Annotated in this window: 12 protein-coding genes; 11 read left to right on the top strand and 1 reads right to left on the bottom strand. The window is 31.3% G+C overall.

What is annotated here, in order from left to right; genetic code table 11:
- The first annotated feature begins 256 nt into the window (after window positions 1-256).
- The 8 genes from ACREVX_RS16550 (at window position 257) to ACREVX_RS16515 (ending at window position 9,592) form a co-directional block, all read left to right on the top strand.
- Entirely contained in the window at window positions 257-1,690 is a 1,434-nt protein-coding gene (locus ACREVX_RS16550; protein WP_431545321.1) for an amino acid permease, read from the top strand.
- Between the two features lie 182 nt (window positions 1,691-1,872).
- Window positions 1,873-2,577, top strand: coding sequence for an XAC2610-related protein (locus ACREVX_RS16545; RefSeq protein WP_431545320.1), 705 nt, complete (start codon window positions 1,873-1,875; stop codon window positions 2,575-2,577).
- A gap of 88 nt (window positions 2,578-2,665) precedes the next feature.
- Window positions 2,666-5,428 carry a sigma-54-dependent transcriptional regulator gene (locus ACREVX_RS16540; RefSeq protein ID WP_431545319.1) on the top strand — a complete coding sequence of 921 codons (2,763 nt, stop codon included), beginning with the start codon at window positions 2,666-2,668 and terminating at the stop codon, window positions 5,426-5,428.
- Between the two features lie 350 nt (window positions 5,429-5,778).
- Window positions 5,779-6,135 (top strand): PTS lactose/cellobiose transporter subunit IIA, encoded by a 357-nt coding sequence (locus ACREVX_RS16535; RefSeq protein ID WP_431545318.1) that lies wholly within the window; start codon window positions 5,779-5,781, stop codon window positions 6,133-6,135.
- Between the two features lie 14 nt (window positions 6,136-6,149).
- Window positions 6,150-6,680, top strand: a complete 531-nt coding sequence (locus ACREVX_RS16530; protein WP_431545317.1) for a glycine/betaine/sarcosine/D-proline family reductase selenoprotein B — start codon at window positions 6,150-6,152, stop codon at window positions 6,678-6,680.
- Between the two features lie 112 nt (window positions 6,681-6,792).
- On the top strand, window positions 6,793-7,098 hold the full coding sequence (locus ACREVX_RS16525; RefSeq protein ID WP_431545316.1) for a PTS sugar transporter subunit IIB: 306 nt from the start codon (window positions 6,793-6,795) through the stop codon (window positions 7,096-7,098).
- 25 nt (window positions 7,099-7,123) lie between these two features.
- Window positions 7,124-8,458: a PTS cellobiose transporter subunit IIC gene (celB, locus tag ACREVX_RS16520; protein ID WP_431545315.1), complete on the top strand. Its 1,335-nt coding sequence runs from the start codon at window positions 7,124-7,126 to the stop codon at window positions 8,456-8,458.
- 51 nt (window positions 8,459-8,509) lie between these two features.
- On the top strand, window positions 8,510-9,592 hold the full coding sequence (locus tag ACREVX_RS16515; protein ID WP_431545314.1) for a DUF871 domain-containing protein: 1,083 nt from the start codon (window positions 8,510-8,512) through the stop codon (window positions 9,590-9,592).
- 301 nt (window positions 9,593-9,893) lie between these two features.
- Here ACREVX_RS16515 and ACREVX_RS16510 read toward each other — a convergent pair whose 3' ends face one another.
- Window positions 9,894-11,252 carry a VanW family protein gene (locus ACREVX_RS16510; RefSeq protein WP_431545313.1) on the bottom strand — a complete coding sequence of 453 codons (1,359 nt, stop codon included), beginning with the start codon at window positions 11,250-11,252 and terminating at the stop codon, window positions 9,894-9,896.
- 407 nt (window positions 11,253-11,659) lie between these two features.
- Between ACREVX_RS16510 and ACREVX_RS16505 the strand changes: the two genes are divergently transcribed.
- The 3 genes from ACREVX_RS16505 to ACREVX_RS16495 all read left to right on the top strand — a co-directional run bounded on the left by ACREVX_RS16505 (window position 11,660) and on the right by ACREVX_RS16495 (window position 16,540).
- Window positions 11,660-13,063, top strand: a complete 1,404-nt coding sequence (locus ACREVX_RS16505; RefSeq protein WP_431545312.1) for a PhoH family protein — start codon at window positions 11,660-11,662, stop codon at window positions 13,061-13,063.
- A gap of 313 nt (window positions 13,064-13,376) precedes the next feature.
- The gene (locus ACREVX_RS16500; RefSeq protein ID WP_431545311.1) at window positions 13,377-15,284 is read left to right on the top strand and encodes an acyl-CoA dehydrogenase family protein; all 1,908 of its coding nucleotides are present in this window, start codon (window positions 13,377-13,379) and stop codon (window positions 15,282-15,284) included.
- A 56-nt stretch (window positions 15,285-15,340) separates the two neighbouring features.
- A complete protein-coding gene (locus ACREVX_RS16495; protein ID WP_431545310.1) occupies window positions 15,341-16,540 on the top strand; it encodes an FprA family A-type flavoprotein in 1,200 nt (399 codons plus the stop codon).
- Window positions 16,541-16,617: the final 77 nt, after the last annotated feature.

Below are 16,617 nucleotides of genomic sequence, written 5' to 3'. Positions count from 1 at the left end.
GAAAAACTATAACTGCAATAGAAATGTTAACTCTATTATATATTATTATTGATACAACATATATTATATCTAAATTTATTATAGATGCCCTTATTTAATGATGTTTAAATTATCTAACTTGTGCACAAGATAAAAGAAAGTGAATAAAGCTATAATAACAGTAAAAATTTAAAGATGAAAGTTATGGGTTTATTAGAGGAATTTTGTCTATTTAATAGAATACTATAGGGTGATCATAAAACTAAGGAGTGAAAATATGAACAACACGAAGAAACTTGGTCTATGGACCTTGGTAATGTTAATATTTGTACCAACATTTGGATTTGGGAATATTGCTTCAAATGCAGTGACACTTGGACCAGCAGCTATTCCTTCATGGCTTATAGTTGCTTTATTATTCTTTTTACCTTTATCAATAATGATAGCAGAACTAGCATCTGCTAATAAAGACAAAGAGGGTGGGTTATATAATTGGATAGAATGTTCAATTGGACCAAAGTGGGCATTTATAGGTACTTGGTCATACTTTGTTGCTAATTTATTTTATTTGCAATTGGTTTTTTCAAGAATTCCAGTAATGATATCTTGGACTATTTTTGGTGAAAATAGATTTAACGATGCAAATGCATATTTGTTACCTTGGATAGGTCTCGGACTAGCAGTAGCATTAACATATATAGCAACAACTGGAGTTAAGAGATTTTCGAAAATTAGTGATTTAGGTGGGAAACTAACTTTAGCTGTTACAGTTATATTTATTTTATTTGCAGTTGTGGGAGTACTAATTGGAAAACAACCATCAGCTACAACATTCACGGCTTCAACAGTTATACCTAAATTTGATGCTGATTATTTTTCGACTTTCTCATGGCTTATTCTTGCTGTAGCAGGTGCTGAAGTGGCGGGGACCTATATTAAGGATGTGAAAAACCCTAAAAAAGTTTTCCCAAAAGCTGTTATTATAGCAACTACATTTGTTGCAGGAGCTTATATATTGGGATCTCTCGCAATATGCTTAATTGCATCACCAGAATTAATAAATGAAGCTGGCGTTAAGGATGCAGGTTATGTTGTCTATAAGATATTAGCAGAAAACTGGGGTTTAAATGGTAAAATATTTGTTCAGATATATGCATTTATTTTAACTATAGCATCTATAGCAGCATTCGTAGTTTGGTTAGAATCGCCGATAAGAGCTATGTTTTCAGAAGTTCCAAAGGGGACTTTTCCTAAATTTTTAACTAAAAAACGTGAAGATGGAACATTGGTTAATGCTCTTTGGGTTCAATGCATTGTGTTATTAGTATTAATAATAGTGCCACTTGCTGGACTTGAATCTATAGATAAATTTTTTAATTTATTAACTACATTATCAGCTTTATCTCTTGCAATACCTTATATTGTCCTTTCATATGCATATTTAATGTTTAGGCTAAAAGGTAATATACCTCCATTTGTAATGTTAAAATCTAAAGCAGCAGTTATTGTTGCCTTTGTTGTTGTTTTCACATTAGGAATACTCGCATTTTTCGGATCCGGATGGGGAGAGGTTGCAGGAGCAGAGAATTTCTCGCAGGCTATAATTCCAATATTAAAGACTTATGGTGGACCAGTAGGCTTTATAATTTTTGGATTATTTATATCTTATTTAACAAGGATATTTTCAAAGGATATTATTAATAATAACTAATAACTTAGTAAGTTTAATAAACTAGTCCCCCTTAATATACACACTAAACTAAAAATAGTGTAACGAAGTTAAGGGGGTTTGTTGTAAAAAATTGCTTACGTTAATTCTGACAAAGTAATATATTGTGATATATGTAAGACTGTGTTTTATTAAATTTAAATTGAGGAGAGGAGAGATTAAAAGTGAAAATAAATAAGAAAATTTCTGTTGGTATGTCAATTGTTTTCATAACAATATTATGTGTTGGTTGCAGTAATAGGGTAGATTCAAAAAGTCAAACAACGGAGAAAACAACGCTGGCGGCGTTTGAATCAAATACAGAGCCCTTTATTGTTTTAAAGAATAAAATACATCCATCATTACCTGAGTACATATTTAAGGTATATGGACAGAAAAAGGATGGTTTATTTAGTGCAAGCAAGATTTCAATATACAATAAAGATGATAAGGAAGATAAATTACAAGAATTGGTATTTAATGAAACAAGTACTCCAGATGGTGAGCAATTAGGTATAGTCATTGAAGATATGAATTTTGATGGGTACAAGGACATTAGAATACAGCAATTGCTACCAGCTACAGGAAATGTACCATATTACTACTGGTTATGGGATAAAGAAATATCAAAATTTATAAAAAATAATGAACTTGAAAAAATTACTTCTCCTGTATTTGATGCTAAGAGTAAGTCAATAAAATCAAATGTTAAAGAAGATGCGACAACATATTATGACTATGAGTACAAATATATTAATAACAAAATTACTCTTATTAAAGAGATCCAAAGAATTGGCAACTTAGAAAAAAATGTTTGGAATATAACTGTAAAAGAGTTAGTCAATAATGAAATGAAAGTGATAAAGAAATATGAGGAAGAAATCAAATAAACACAACTTATCCTACAGTTAATCTCAAATGTCAGAATTGTCAAAATAATTTATTATGATATAATGTATCTATAAGTAGGTGGATAGTATGGTTACTAAAGAAGAGTATAAAGCAAACAATATGAATAATAGAGAACAAATATTAGAACTAATAAAACAGGAAAATAAAAAAGGTAGCAAAGGCGTTTATACAGAAGAAATCTCACAAAAATTAAAATTGCAAAGAAGCAATGTTAGTTTAATTCTTAATGATTTATATAAAGAAGACATATTGATTAAAATAAAGCATAAGCCGGTTTTATATAAACTTAATGAAGTTAAAAGAGAATATACAACGGCTAATATTCATAAAACAAGCCTTGATACTATTTTTGGAAGTGATAGAAGTTTAAAAAAATGTGTACAACAGGCAAAGGCAGCAGTGTTATATCCACCTAATGGGCTTCACACTATTATAGTTGGTCCAAGTGGAGTTGGCAAAACAATGTTTGCAGAGCTAATGCACAAGTTTGCAATAGAAAGCAATACATTTGATGTAAGTGCTCCTTTCGAGGTATTTAATTGCGCAGATTATGCAAATAATTCGCAGCTACTTCTAGCCCATCTTTTCGGATGCAAAAAAGGTGCATTTACAGGAGCAGATAAAGATAGGGAAGGGCTAGTTTCAAAAGCAGACGGAGGAATTCTGTTTCTTGATGAAGTGCATAGGTTACCACCTGATGGTCAAGAAATGCTTTTTTATTTAATTGATAAAAATTTATATACGCCTCTGGGTGAAGAAATCAATAGGAAAAGTGAATTGCTTATTATATGTGCCACTACGGAAAATATTGATGAGACACTTTTAAACACATTTACAAGAAGAATACCAATGAATATAAGAATACCTTCATTAGATGAGAGAACGCTCCAGGAAAGATTTGATATTATTTGTGAATTTTTTGAAATTGAAGCAACTAGAATAAAAAAAGAAATTTCTGTTTCTACAAATACCATAAGGCAGCTACTTCTATATGAATGCCCTGGAAATGTAGGTCAATTAAAAAGTGATGTGCAGCTAGGATGCGCAAATGCTTTTCTTAATGCTGTATCAACCAGGCTTAAAAATGTAGAAGTTCATTGTACGGACTTTAACTCTAACGTAAATCAAGGTTTGTTTATATATAAAGATTATTCTAAAAAAATAGATAAACTTATAAAAGAAGGAGAGATAATTTCTTTTACATCAAAAGGAAAGGAAAAATTCTCTAGTAATGATGATAACTATGCAAGTTATAGTTTTTACAAAAATATAGAAGAAAGAGTAGAAGAACTACGAAAAAGAGGCACTGAAGATAGCGAAGTTAAAACTATTATGGAAATGGAAATACAAAATTATTTTAAAAACTATATTCACAATTTTGAGCAAGAAATAAATAAAGAGGAACTTTCTAAGATAGTAGATAAGAAAATTATAAGTTTAGTAGAAAATTCCCTTAAAAAAGCTGAAAAAACCCTTAGAAAAATTTTTAAACTCAAGGTTTTTTATGGGTTATGTTTGCATTTAAATAGCAGCATATTAAGAATTAAAGAAAATAAAACGATTATTAATTATAATCTTTTAATTATAAAAAGAGACTATCCTAAAGAATTTGAAATAGCGAAAGAGATTGCGAGGCTTATAGACGAAAAATATGATGTAATAGTTCCAGAAGATGAAGTTGGATTTATTACTATGTTCCTTGCTGTTGATGAAATGGAAAATGAAAGTGAAACTTTAGATGATAAACCTATAATAGTTATAGCTATGCATGGAAAAGCTACTGCATCTTCTATGGCGGATGTTGTTAATAAATTGGTGAAAGCAAATAATGTTTATGCTTATGATATGGCCCTTGATATAAGTCCTGAAATTGCTTATGAGAAATTAAAGGATATCATTATAAAGAAAAATCAGGGGTCTGGTATAATGCTTCTTGTTGATATGGGGTCGCTTAACATGTTTGGCGAACTTATTAATAAAGACACAGGCATTGATATTAGAACTTTAGATATGGTGTCTACCCTTGTGGCAATTGAATGTTCAAGAAGAGCTGTAATAGAAGCCGATATAGATGTTATTTATGAAAAAATAAAACATGACATTACTAAGTATTCATCCTCACAGTTAACGGTTTCCGATAGTTTTATACCAAAAGATAATAATATAATTATAACCTTATGTACTACAGGTGAAGGAAGTGCTATAAAATTAAAAAACTTTATAGAAAGTAAGATAAATACAAATGAATATAAGGTTAAGGTATTTCCTATTGCATGGAATAATAAACAACATATGTACAATGTTTTAGGTGAACTTGCAAAGCAAAAGAATATATTAGCAATTGTAGGGACCATTGATCCTAAAATATATGGAGTGCCATATATATCTACATATGAAGTTTTCATGGATAAGGAATGTAGTAAGGTTAAACACATTTTGGATTCTAATATGAAAACTTCTAAAAATATTCCTGAAGAGGCTAGCTATGGTACATTTATTGAATCACTTCAAAATGATATTCATAATGTGGAATTATCCAAATTTGAAGAATTATATAAAGAATTTATTTGTATAATTAATAATAGTATGAATGTAAATATAGAATATAATGTATCAGTTAGTCTCATGGTTCATATGATATGCAATATAAGTAAAATGATAGCAAAAGAGAAAATCCCAGTATGTAGTTCTAAAGAAATATTAAAAGAAAAATTTAAATATGAATTTAATTGTTTAACAGAAGGTCTCTTTAATATTGAAAAATTTTATGGAGTTACTTTTAATGATGATGAAATTGCTTTTATTTTACAAAATATAATAAAATTATAGAAATATTACTTTAAAAAACAATAAAAAAGAAAAAAAGTAAATATTCCGTATAAATCTTGCTTGAATGCATTATACGGAATATTTACTTTTTTTGGCGTCTAAAGTTTATTCCACAGAGTTACCAGCAAACTGTTTCCTATATAAATAAAAAATATTATTAGCATACACGTGTGTATAATATGTGTATAAGAACTGTATATACAATAATATTTTTGTAAAGTGAGGCTAGCATGATTACTGGGGTTAGGTTACTTGAAAAATAGTGGCATGATTATTGCTTATTATAAATGTAAGTAATAAAAAGTATTCTCTTAAAATTTAAAAAATATAAGGACAGGGAAGGAATGATTATGATGTCAGATGAAAATGCACAAGAAGTTAATGAACAAATAATATTCAAATTGATAAGTTTTTCAGGAGATGCCAGGAGTAACTTGTACGAAGCTTTTGAGTTAGTTATGAATGGAGAATATGAAAAGGCTGAGGAAAGCTTAAAACAAGCAGATAAAACTATTCTTGAAGCTCATAGTGTACAAACAGGACTTATTCAAAAGGAAGCTCAAGGGATTAGTGCGGAGATTACTCTTTTAATGGTTCATGCGCAAGATCATTTAATGAGTACACTCTTAACAAAGGATTTAATTAAAAATATGATACATATGCAAAAGGAAATAAATGAATTAAAAGAAAAACTAAATAAAAAGTAAGGAGCTGAAAATAGATGATACGAATGGTGCAATTCCTCAATCAAGTACAAGCAGGACTTGGTGGTGACGAAAGAATGGATATACAGCCACAATCTCAAAATGGAGCAGTAGGTATGGGAATGTTACTAAAAACTATATCTATGAAAAATGGTGGAGATATTGTTGGTACCATAATATGTGGAGATAATTATTTTCTAGAGAATAAGGAAAAAGCTATAGAAGAAATTACCGAGATGATAAAGAAATTTAATGCTGATGTAGTAATTTGTGGACCCGCATTAAACTACAAAAGATATGGAGAGTGTTGTGGAGAGCTTGCTCTAAGCATCAAAGAAAAACTCAATATTCCAGCTTTTGCAGCTATGGCAAAAGACAGTACAGGTACTGAGGCTTTTAGAAAGAAGCTTCGCATTATAGAAACACCTAATAAAGGTGGCATCGGGCTAAATAAATCTTTAAGAACAATTTCAGCTTTTGCCATTAAACTAGCAAAAGGGGAGCCCATAGGTACTTCGAAAGAAGAAGGGTATTTTCTTATGGAATAATTAAGTCAAGCTAATTTCACTATCTTTAAATGGAATTATATTATATTGAAAATAAAAGATAGAAAAAATTTTATAATAAAATCATAATTTAAAAAAACATGGAGGTAAAATAATGAAAAAAATTGCTTTGTTTTGTTCCGCTGGAATGTCAACAAGTCTTCTTGTTACAAAAATGCAAAAGGCAGCAACTGCTAAAGGAATAGAAGTATCTATTGAAGCTTTTCCTGAAGCTACTATGGAAAAAGAAGTTGAGGGTATTGATGCTGTGCTTATAGGACCACAAATTAAATATTTACTTAAAAAACTTAAAAAAATATGTGATGAAAAAGGTGTACCAATAAGTGTAATAAATACTATGGATTATGGAATGATGGATGGAGAGAAAGTATTAAATCAAGCTCTAAAAATGATGGAGTAATTTAATTATATAAAGGGGGATTATTATGAGTAAAATTATGGATTCTATTGAAGATAAGTTAATGCCAGTAGCAGAGAAATTAGCTACTAATAAATATTTACTTGCTATACGTGATGGTTTTATGCTAGCTATGCCACTACTCATTATTGGCGCAATGACTTTATTACTTGCGTATTTACCGATAACTGGATATGAAGGTTTTATGGCTAAAATATTTGGAGCTAGTTGGCAAGACTTTTTCATGGTACCATATCATGCAACTATGGCTATAATGACGGTGTTTGTAGTAATGGGAATATCAAATAGTTTATCCAAACATTACAATATAGAAGGAATTAGTACAGCAGTTATTTCTCTTACAGGATTTCTTATATTAACACCGTTTTCTACTAATTTTATACCAGAAGGATCCGATGTAGCTATCAAAGTTACAGGAGTTATCCCAATGGAATGGTTAAGTTCTAAGGGGTTATTCGTTGGTATGATTTCAGCAATACTTGCAACAGAGATAGTAAGGTTTGTTATTAAAAAAGGCTGGGTAATCAAAATGCCCGAAGGTGTTCCACCTACAGTTGCAAAGTCATTTTCATCATTAATACCAGCTACTATTGCATTAATTGTTTTTAGCATTATAAGATTAATGTTTACATTCACCAGTTACGAAACTATTCATAATTTTATTTTCACTGTGCTTCAACTTCCATTGACATCACTTGGAGATAGCCTGGGGGCTACATTAGTTGCTAACTTCTTCATAGGTTTGTTTTGGTCATTTGGTATATCAGGTGGAGATGTTGTACAATCTGTTATGAGCCCAATTTGGATAGCTTTGTCTGGAGAAAATCTTACTGCTTTTCAAGCAGGACTTGCACTTCCTCATATAATTACTCAACAATTTAACACGATTTATTTGTGGATTGGTGGTGGAGGTGCAACACTCGGATTATGTCTTTTATTGTTATTTAAATGTAAATCACAGCAATGTAAAAAGATTGGTAAACTTGCAATACTTCCAGGAATATTTGGCATAAATGAACCTATAATATTTGGACTACCTATAGTTTTAAATCCTATTATGCTTATACCATTTATATTAACACCATTGATTTTGGCAGTTATAACTTATGTATCTATAAAAACGGGAATTGTACCAAGACCTAATGGAGTTATAATTCCATGGACTACACCTCCGATAATAGGTGGTTATCTGATTTCAGGTCTAAGAGGTGCAATTCTACAAACTGTAGAAATCGTAATATCAGTATTTATTTATCTTCCGTTTATATCGACTGTAGATAAAACATACTGCGATCAAGAAGAAAATTATGAAGTAGATGAAAATAAAACTTTAGTCAAATAAAAATAATATACAAAGGTTAAATGTAGTTTATAACGAAGGGAGAAATTTATTATGAGAAGCATAGGATTTTCAATTTACCCAGGTCACGTAAAATTAGAAGATAATTTGAAATATATTGATAAAGCTAATAAATATGGATACAAAAGAATATTTACTTGTCTTCTATCTGTAGAAGGTGATAAGGAAAAGATAATAGATGAATTTAAAAAAACTATAGCACATGCGAGCAGCTATGGGATGAAGGTAATTGCAGATATTAATCCAGAAGTATTTGAATATCTTGAGGTGGATTTTGATGATTTAGGAATTTTTAAGGATATGGGACTCTATGGAATAAGATTAGATAATGGATTTTCAGGTAGTGAAGAATCTTTGATGAGTTTTAATAAGTATGGATTAAAAATTGAGTTTAATATGAGCTCTGGAACTAAATATATAGACAACGTTTTTAGCTATAAACCAAATTCAGAGAATCTTCTAGGGTGTCATAACTTTTATCCACATAAATATTCTGGACTAGGATATGATCATTTTATTAGGTGCAATGAGCAATACAAAAAATATAATCTTAGAACTGCAGCTTTTGTTTCCTCAAGCACTGCAAAATATGGTCCTTGGCCAGTAAGTGAAGGATTATGCACACTGGAAGAACATAGATATCTTCCAATTCAGGTTCAAGCAAAACATCTATTTGCCTCAAATTCAATTGATGATGTGATAATTGCTAATGCATTTGCATCTGACGCAGAACTTAAAGCATTAAGTGAAGTAAACCCTGATATTTTAACTTTTAAATTAAAAATTGAAGAAGGAATATCAGCAGAGCAAAGAGATATAATTCTTAAACCTCTTCATTTTAATAGGGGAGATGCTTCAGAATACATGATAAGATCTTGCAAGTCTAGAGTGAAAAATGCAGGAAATCTATTTAAACCATTTAACACTATAGACATTAAAAGAGGAGATATTACAATAGACAATGTAAATTATAAAAACTACACAGGGGAATTACAAATAGCATTAAAAGATATGAAAAATACCGGTAGCACTAATGTAGTAGGAAGAATAGATGAAGATGAAATATTCTTAATAGACTATGTAGAGCCACTACAAAAATTCTTACTTAGAGAGTAAAAAAAGGTTTAATTATCTAAGGAAAATTTAATTATAAAAGCTGTGGAATTTATTTCGCAGTTTTTATAATTTGGATATGTTTAAGTGTGATATATATAATATGAACAGTTTATAGTATAGATAGTTTAATATTCAATTGTTCATATAAAATATATTATGTGTGGTAAAATAATATATAGATATTGTCGATTATTTTTTTAAAAGGAGCACAGTATATGATTGAAATTATTAGTTAATATTAAATAGGCCATATTTATGCGTCCGATATGGGACGAAAATGTGGCCTTAAATAAACATGCACCTAATTTTTCTTTGTTCCTAGTCTAATTACTTCAGCTTTTAATGTATATTTATCATTTGAAATTAGTTCATGTTTTATAACATTACCATTTTCAATAGTATCTAAATAGGACCGTACCTTATATCCAACCAAAGGAAATTGATCTTGTACAATTTGGCCAACTAAAAGCGAAGGATCATCTATATATTTTGTAGGGCCGGGTTGCACAGCTTCATACACATCATTAACAAATTTATAGGCTCTGCTATTTAAACTTGAGTTAGAATAAATATTAAATGTTAGTACTTTATTACTCACGATACTTTCAATATAAATTGGATAATTTAAAGTATTTGCAAATTTATAGTCTAAATTATTCCAATCTACAGTAGCGTCCATTCCAAGTGGTATATAAGTTGAAGGTATAGAATGATGATTTCTCTCAGTAGATTTAATGTTTGAGCGTATTACAGTATTATATAATGCTGTAGATACCTGACATATTCCACCACCATAATCAGTACTTACCTTGGTGCCAATATCAACTGGTGCAGGTTTATAACCGCTGGCAGCTGTCCTTTTTCCAACTGTTCCATTGAAACTAAAGCTTTCGCCTGGCATTAAAAGTAGTCCATTTATACTTTTGGTTGCAAGTGTTATATTGGTAGACCGTCCACTAGAGGATGTTTTAAAGCTTGAAGAAAAACTTGAAAGCGTGGTATTAATAGTTTGAAGTTTTTCTTTTGTTACGTTTGCTAAAACTGTTTTAATTTCTGCCTCAACTAGAATATCGGGAGTAGTTATATCACCATTTATTTTACTTAATACTTCTTTTTTTAGGTTATTATCCATTAGCGTATAACCTTTTTTATCGGATGTAATATTAAATTTGCCATTAGATCTTGAAATGCTTCCATTTACAGGAGTAGTATCAACATCTTTTTTAATTTCAGAAATTAACTGAGTTACAGGTTTAGGGTCATAGGTAAATTTTAGGTTAAGTAATTTGCTCACAGGGTTCTTAATTAGTTTATATCTTTCTCTTAGTGATAAGTCCTTACCATAATTAAAAGCTTCATTTACTACTTCATCAATATTATATCCTGCATTCATTTTTGCAAAATTCAAGGTGTATGTTTTAGAAGGCGTTTTAATATTTATATTTTTCTTTGATATAGCGGTTTGATTTTTGGCATTTATCATATCTTTAGCCTCTGTAAGTGTTTTTCCGGAGATATCCACATCTCCTATGTTAACTCCTGGATACACAAGACTCGTCCAATTTTTGGTCTTATTATACATATAACCATAAAATGCACCAACACCCAAAACGACTATTAATAATATAATTAGTATAATTGCTGTTACCTTTTTCTTCATAAGTTTTATTATTCCTCCATATTTCGTTATATTTTTACCCTGTAAAATGGCTCGAAAATTTTATCTTTGAGCTTAATATGTATACCAATTCCTGTATCCCTTATTATAACAGAGATTTTGCCTTGGTCTATATTAATTACTTATAAATATTTCACTATTTATATTGTTATATATTACCAAACATTTTGTTTTCGTTTATATAATTTATATTGAAAGTATATCATAATAAGTTTAATAGGTGCTAGTTGTTTTTTTAGATTTAAAGTCACTAAATTACCAGTATATTTTTCTATTTTAAGAATCATTATGCATAATTCACAATTAACAAGGATATAATTTAACTAGATATACATAATTATAAGGGGGTGAAACTTTATTGAATAAGGGCACCTTTAAGACTTTATTTAATGAAGAGAGCTATGGTTAAAAACTATATTATTGATACAAATGTAATGGTTCATGATCCTAATTTTATTTATAGTTTTGAAGATAATAATATTATCATTCCAATAATATGTATAGAAGAGTTAGATAACCTTAAAAAAAGAGAAGGTATAGTGGGTTATCATGCAAGGAGCGCGGCTAGAGAAATAAATAATCTTAGAAAAATTGGAAATCTGCATGAAGGTATCACATTTGCAAATGGCGGAACAATAAAAATAGAGCTAAACAATAACGATCTGAGCTGTTTGCCAAATGGTTTTGATTTTAGCAAAAATGATACTAAAATATTAGCAATAACAAAAAACATTGCGGATAGTAATAAAGAGATATCTACAATACTAGTTACAAAAGATTTGTATATGGCTATAAAAGGTGATGCTTTAGGAATAGTTACCCAGGATTATAAAAATGATAAGGTTAATGCTAGTGAATTATATAAAGGATATAGAAATATTACTCTTTCATCAAAACTTATGGATGAAATACAAAATGGAGGAGGAATTGCAATGCCTAGTGGTTTTGACTTTACCTTATATCCAAATGAATTTTTAGATATTACAAGCTCGGATGATGAAAAATATGAGTTAATTGGAAAGTTTAACGGAAAGGCAATAGTACCTCTAAAATATGTTAATGAATCTGCTTTTGGATTAGTGCCAATAAATAAACAGCAAAAGATGGCTTTTGAGTTATTAATGGACCCCAAAATAGAATTTGTAACAATTTCTGGTGGAGCAGGATCTGGAAAAACAATTCTTTCAACTGCAGTTGCACTTAAGAGGGTAATAGAACAAGGATTATTTAGAAGAATTATTTTTGTGAAACCAGTAATTCCAGCAGGGGATGATATAGGATTTTTGCCTGGAACTGAGGAAGAAAAATTAAAACCATGGATGGGAAGTTTTTATGACGCCGTAGAAAATTTAATGGATGCAAAAGATAAGGCAAAAAAGGATAAGATTAAAGAGAAAAAAGGTGTGAAAGTTGATGAGCATGAGGTTAAAAGAACGCAGGTAACTGTGGATAACTTCATTGAAAAATTTCGCCAAAGTGGACGGATTGAAACTAAAACATTTGTTTACATGAGAGGTAGAACTTTATCCGATGCGTTAGTTATAGTTGATGAATCACAGCAGACAACACCTCATTTAGCAAAACTTATGCTAACAAGAGCTGGGTTTGGATCTAAATTTGTGTTCATTGGTGATCCATCTGATAATCAAATAGATAATACATTAGTTGATGAAAAATCCAATGGGTTAGTTTATACTATTGAAAAAATGAAACCATTTAATATAACAGGGCACGTAACACTTGAACATGTTGAAAGAAGTCCATTGTCAAAACTAGCAGAAAAGTCTATGTAGAAAGTTTTCATATAAATAATATTAGAGCCCCATTTAATGGACGCAACTATAAAAGAGTTGAAATCAGTGAATGGGGGTAAATAGAATTATAAAGTCACCCAAGTTTATAGCGAATTATGTCGAGAAAAAGATTAGTATTGGACTTGCAATGTGTATTTATAACATATATAATGAAACTATACAGAATAGGTATACATTTAGCATACGTTTACAAATATTGTTTATAAAATAAACATATTTATTATAGATATTTCAAGGTGATAAAGAATTGGACAAGTCATGAAACTGTATCTAATTAAAGGGAGGTATATTTATGTTTTTTAAGACTAATGAGCAACATGAAGATTTGAGGACTAGGATTAGAGCGTTTGCAGAAGAGGAAGTTAAGCCTATTGCATTTATGTTAGATCAAGAAAATAAATTTCCAGAGGAAGCAGTTAAGAAGTTAGGTGAAATGGGAATGATGGGTATTCCATATCCAAAAGAATATGGTGGGGCCGGCCTTGACGTAATGAGTTATGCAATTGCTGTTGAGGAATTATCAAGAGTGGATGGTGGAACGGGCGTTATTCTTTCTGCTCATACATCTTTGGGTGCTTACCCAATTTCTGCCTATGGAACAGAGGAGCAGAAGCAAAAATACTTAGTGCCACTCGCAAATGGAGAGAAACTTGGCGCATTCGGTCTTACAGAAGAAAATGCTGGTAGTGATGCTGGTGGTACAGAAACAACTGCAGTACTCGATGGTGATAATTATATTTTGAATGGTGAAAAAATATTCATCACAAATGCTGGTAAGGCTGATATTTACGTTGTTTTTGCAATTACTACGCCAGATATTGGTGTTCGTGGTATAAGTGCATTTATTGTGGAAAAAGACGCAGAAGGATTTAGCTTTGGACAACATTACGATAAGATGGGTATTAGATCATCTGCAACTGCAGAGCTAATATTTAATGATGTGATAGTTCCTAAGAAAGATTTACTAGGCAAAGAGGGAGATGGATTCAAGATTGCTATGGCAACTTTGGACGGTGGCCGTATTGGTATTGCATCTCAAGCTCTAGGAATAGCACAAGGTGCTTATGAAAATGCTTTGGAGTACTCAAAAGAAAGAGTTCAATTTGGTAAACCTATATGTCAGCAGCAAATTATTTCATTTAAGTTGGCAGATATGGCGACAAAACTTAGAGCAGCTAGATTACTTATTTACAGTGCAGCAGAGCTTAAACAAAATCATGAGAGTTACAGTATGGAAGCTGCTATGGCGAAGCAATATGCATCTGACGTTTGTCTTGAAATTGTGAACGATGCACTTCAAATATTTGGTGGAAATGGTTATTTAAAAGGTATGGAAGTTGAAAGAGCTTATAGAGATGCTAAAATATGTACTATATATGAAGGAACCAATGAGATTCAACGTCTTGTTATTGCAGCCCACATCATAGGTAAGATGCCTAAAAACGAGAACACAGGGAAAGCTACTAAGCGTGGACCTGCAACAGGTTATCGTAAGAAAGTAATTTTCAAGGAAGGAACTGCAAGTGAAAATGTAAATGCACTTGTGGAAGCTCTTAAGGCAGATAAATATGACTTTACAGTTGGAATTCCTTTGGACACTCCTATAACTAAGGCTGAAAGAGTTGTTAGTGTAGGACAAGGTATAGGCGAAAAGGAAAATATGCAACTTATTGAAGACTTGGCAGTTCAAGCTGGTGCAGCAATAGGTTCTTCACGTCCAGTAGCTGAAACACTTAAATATTTACCACTAAACCGTTATGTTGGTATGTCTGGTCAAAAATTTAAAGGAAATCTTTATATTGCTTGCGGTATTTCAGGTGCAGGTCAACATTTGAAGGGCATAAAGGATGCGGCTACAATAGTTGCTATAAATATCGATTCTAAAGCGAAAATATTTAAGAACTCAGATTACGGCATCGTAGGCGATTTGATGGAAATATTACCATTACTTACTGCTGCTTTAGATAATGGAGAGGAAAAGAAAGATGCTCCACCAATGGTTAAGATGAAGTCAACTGCTCCTTCGAGAATTATTCCGACTTGGAAACATTATGTATGTAACGGATGCGGTTTTGAGTACGATCCTGGTGAGGGTGATTCAGAAGGCGAAGTAAATCCTGGAACTGTATTTGAAAAGATACCTGAAGACTGGACTTGCCCTTCTTGTGGTGAAGAAAAAGATATGTTTATAGAAGTTTAATTTTTATAATTATTAAATATAATAATTTGTTTTTAGTATAAAGGAGGATTATATATATGTATTGTGTTAGAAATGTAACTGAGGATCTTTATTGGGTTGGTGGCAACGATCGTCGCCTTGCCCTTTTTGAAAACATTCATCCAATTCCAAGAGGCGTTTCTTATAACTCGTATTTGCTAATGGATGAGAAGACAGTACTCTTTGATACAGTAGACTGGTCAATTTGCCGTCAGTTCCTTGAAAACATTCAATCAATTTTAAAAGGCAAACCATTAGATTATATGGTAATTAATCATATGGAACCTGATCATGCAGCATGCATTGAAGAGATTATTCTTCGTTATCCTAAGGTGAAAATTGTATGTTCTCAAAAAGCCGCATTGTTCATGCATCAGTTCGGTTTCGCTATTGATGGTAAAATAGAGGAAGTTAGTGAAGGCGATACAATGTCATTTGGAAAACATCTTGTTGCATTTGTAGCGGCTCCCATGGTACATTGGCCAGAAGCTATGGTGACATTTGATACTTACAATGGTGTATTATTTGCCGCTGACGCTTTCGGTACTTTCGGGTCGCTTGACGGAAAACTATTTAATGATGAGATGAATTTTGACCGTGACTTCCTTGATGATGCCAGAAGGTATTACACAAACATCGTAGGCAAGTATGGTCCTCATGTTCAAGATCTTTTGAGGAAAGCAGGAACTATTGACATCAAGATTATCTGCCCTCTACATGGACCAGTATGGCGTAATGATTTAGGGTACTTGCTTGAGAAGTACGACAAATGGAGTCGTTATGAACCAGAGGAAAATGGTGTAATGATAGTTTATGGAACAATGTACGGAAATACGGAGGCGGCAGCAAACGATCTAGCAACAAGGCTTGTAGAAAAAGGAATGAAAAACGTTGTTATGTATGATGTTTCAAAAACTCATGTTTCTTATTTGATTTCTGAGACATTTAAATATAGTCATTTGGTTCTTGCCAGCGTAACATATAACTTGAAGATTTATCCACCAATGCATGCATATCTAACAGATATGAAGGCATTAAATCTTCAAAAACGAACTATAGCTCTTATAGAAAATGGCTCATGGGCTCCTCAATCTGGAAAGTTGATGCGTGAACTTTTGGATGAGATGAAAGATATGACTATTTTAGACAATGAGATGTCAATAAACTCTACTATGAAGGAAGATGATGTTGATTTAATGGATTCACTTGCGGATAGCATTATTGAGTCGATGAAGTAATTCTAGAAAAACATAAATGCAGGGCCTGTTCATGGATAAAATTCTTGAGCAGGTCCTTCTTGTCGTACATGAATTAT

It is taken from the genome of Clostridium sp., assembly GCF_050717545.1.
Classification (GTDB): domain Bacteria; phylum Bacillota; class Clostridia; order Clostridiales; family Clostridiaceae; genus Clostridium_AD.
The sequence above is the reverse complement of the archived record's forward strand: the minus strand, read 5'-3'. Positions and strand labels throughout refer to the sequence as shown.

Excerpts from the sequence above, each read along its gene's own strand:
- ACREVX_RS16550 (WP_431545321.1), top strand. The coding sequence starts at position 257 with ATGAACAACACGAAGAAACTTGGTCTATGGACCTTGGTAATGTTAATA.
- ACREVX_RS16540 (WP_431545319.1), top strand. The coding sequence starts at position 2,666 with ATGGTTACTAAAGAAGAGTATAAAGCAAACAATATGAATAATAGAGAA.
- ACREVX_RS16535 (WP_431545318.1), top strand. The coding sequence starts at position 5,779 with ATGATGTCAGATGAAAATGCACAAGAAGTTAATGAACAAATAATATTC.
- ACREVX_RS16530 (WP_431545317.1), top strand. The coding sequence starts at position 6,150 with ATGATACGAATGGTGCAATTCCTCAATCAAGTACAAGCAGGACTTGGT.
- ACREVX_RS16525 (WP_431545316.1), top strand. The coding sequence starts at position 6,793 with ATGAAAAAAATTGCTTTGTTTTGTTCCGCTGGAATGTCAACAAGTCTT.
- celB (WP_431545315.1), top strand. The coding sequence starts at position 7,124 with ATGAGTAAAATTATGGATTCTATTGAAGATAAGTTAATGCCAGTAGCA.
- ACREVX_RS16515 (WP_431545314.1), top strand. The coding sequence starts at position 8,510 with ATGAGAAGCATAGGATTTTCAATTTACCCAGGTCACGTAAAATTAGAA.
- ACREVX_RS16510 (WP_431545313.1), bottom strand. The coding sequence starts at position 11,252 with ATGAAGAAAAAGGTAACAGCAATTATACTAATTATATTATTAATAGTC.
- ACREVX_RS16505 (WP_431545312.1), top strand. The coding sequence starts at position 11,660 with ATGAAGAGAGCTATGGTTAAAAACTATATTATTGATACAAATGTAATG.
- ACREVX_RS16500 (WP_431545311.1), top strand. The coding sequence starts at position 13,377 with ATGTTTTTTAAGACTAATGAGCAACATGAAGATTTGAGGACTAGGATT.
- ACREVX_RS16495 (WP_431545310.1), top strand. The coding sequence starts at position 15,341 with ATGTATTGTGTTAGAAATGTAACTGAGGATCTTTATTGGGTTGGTGGC.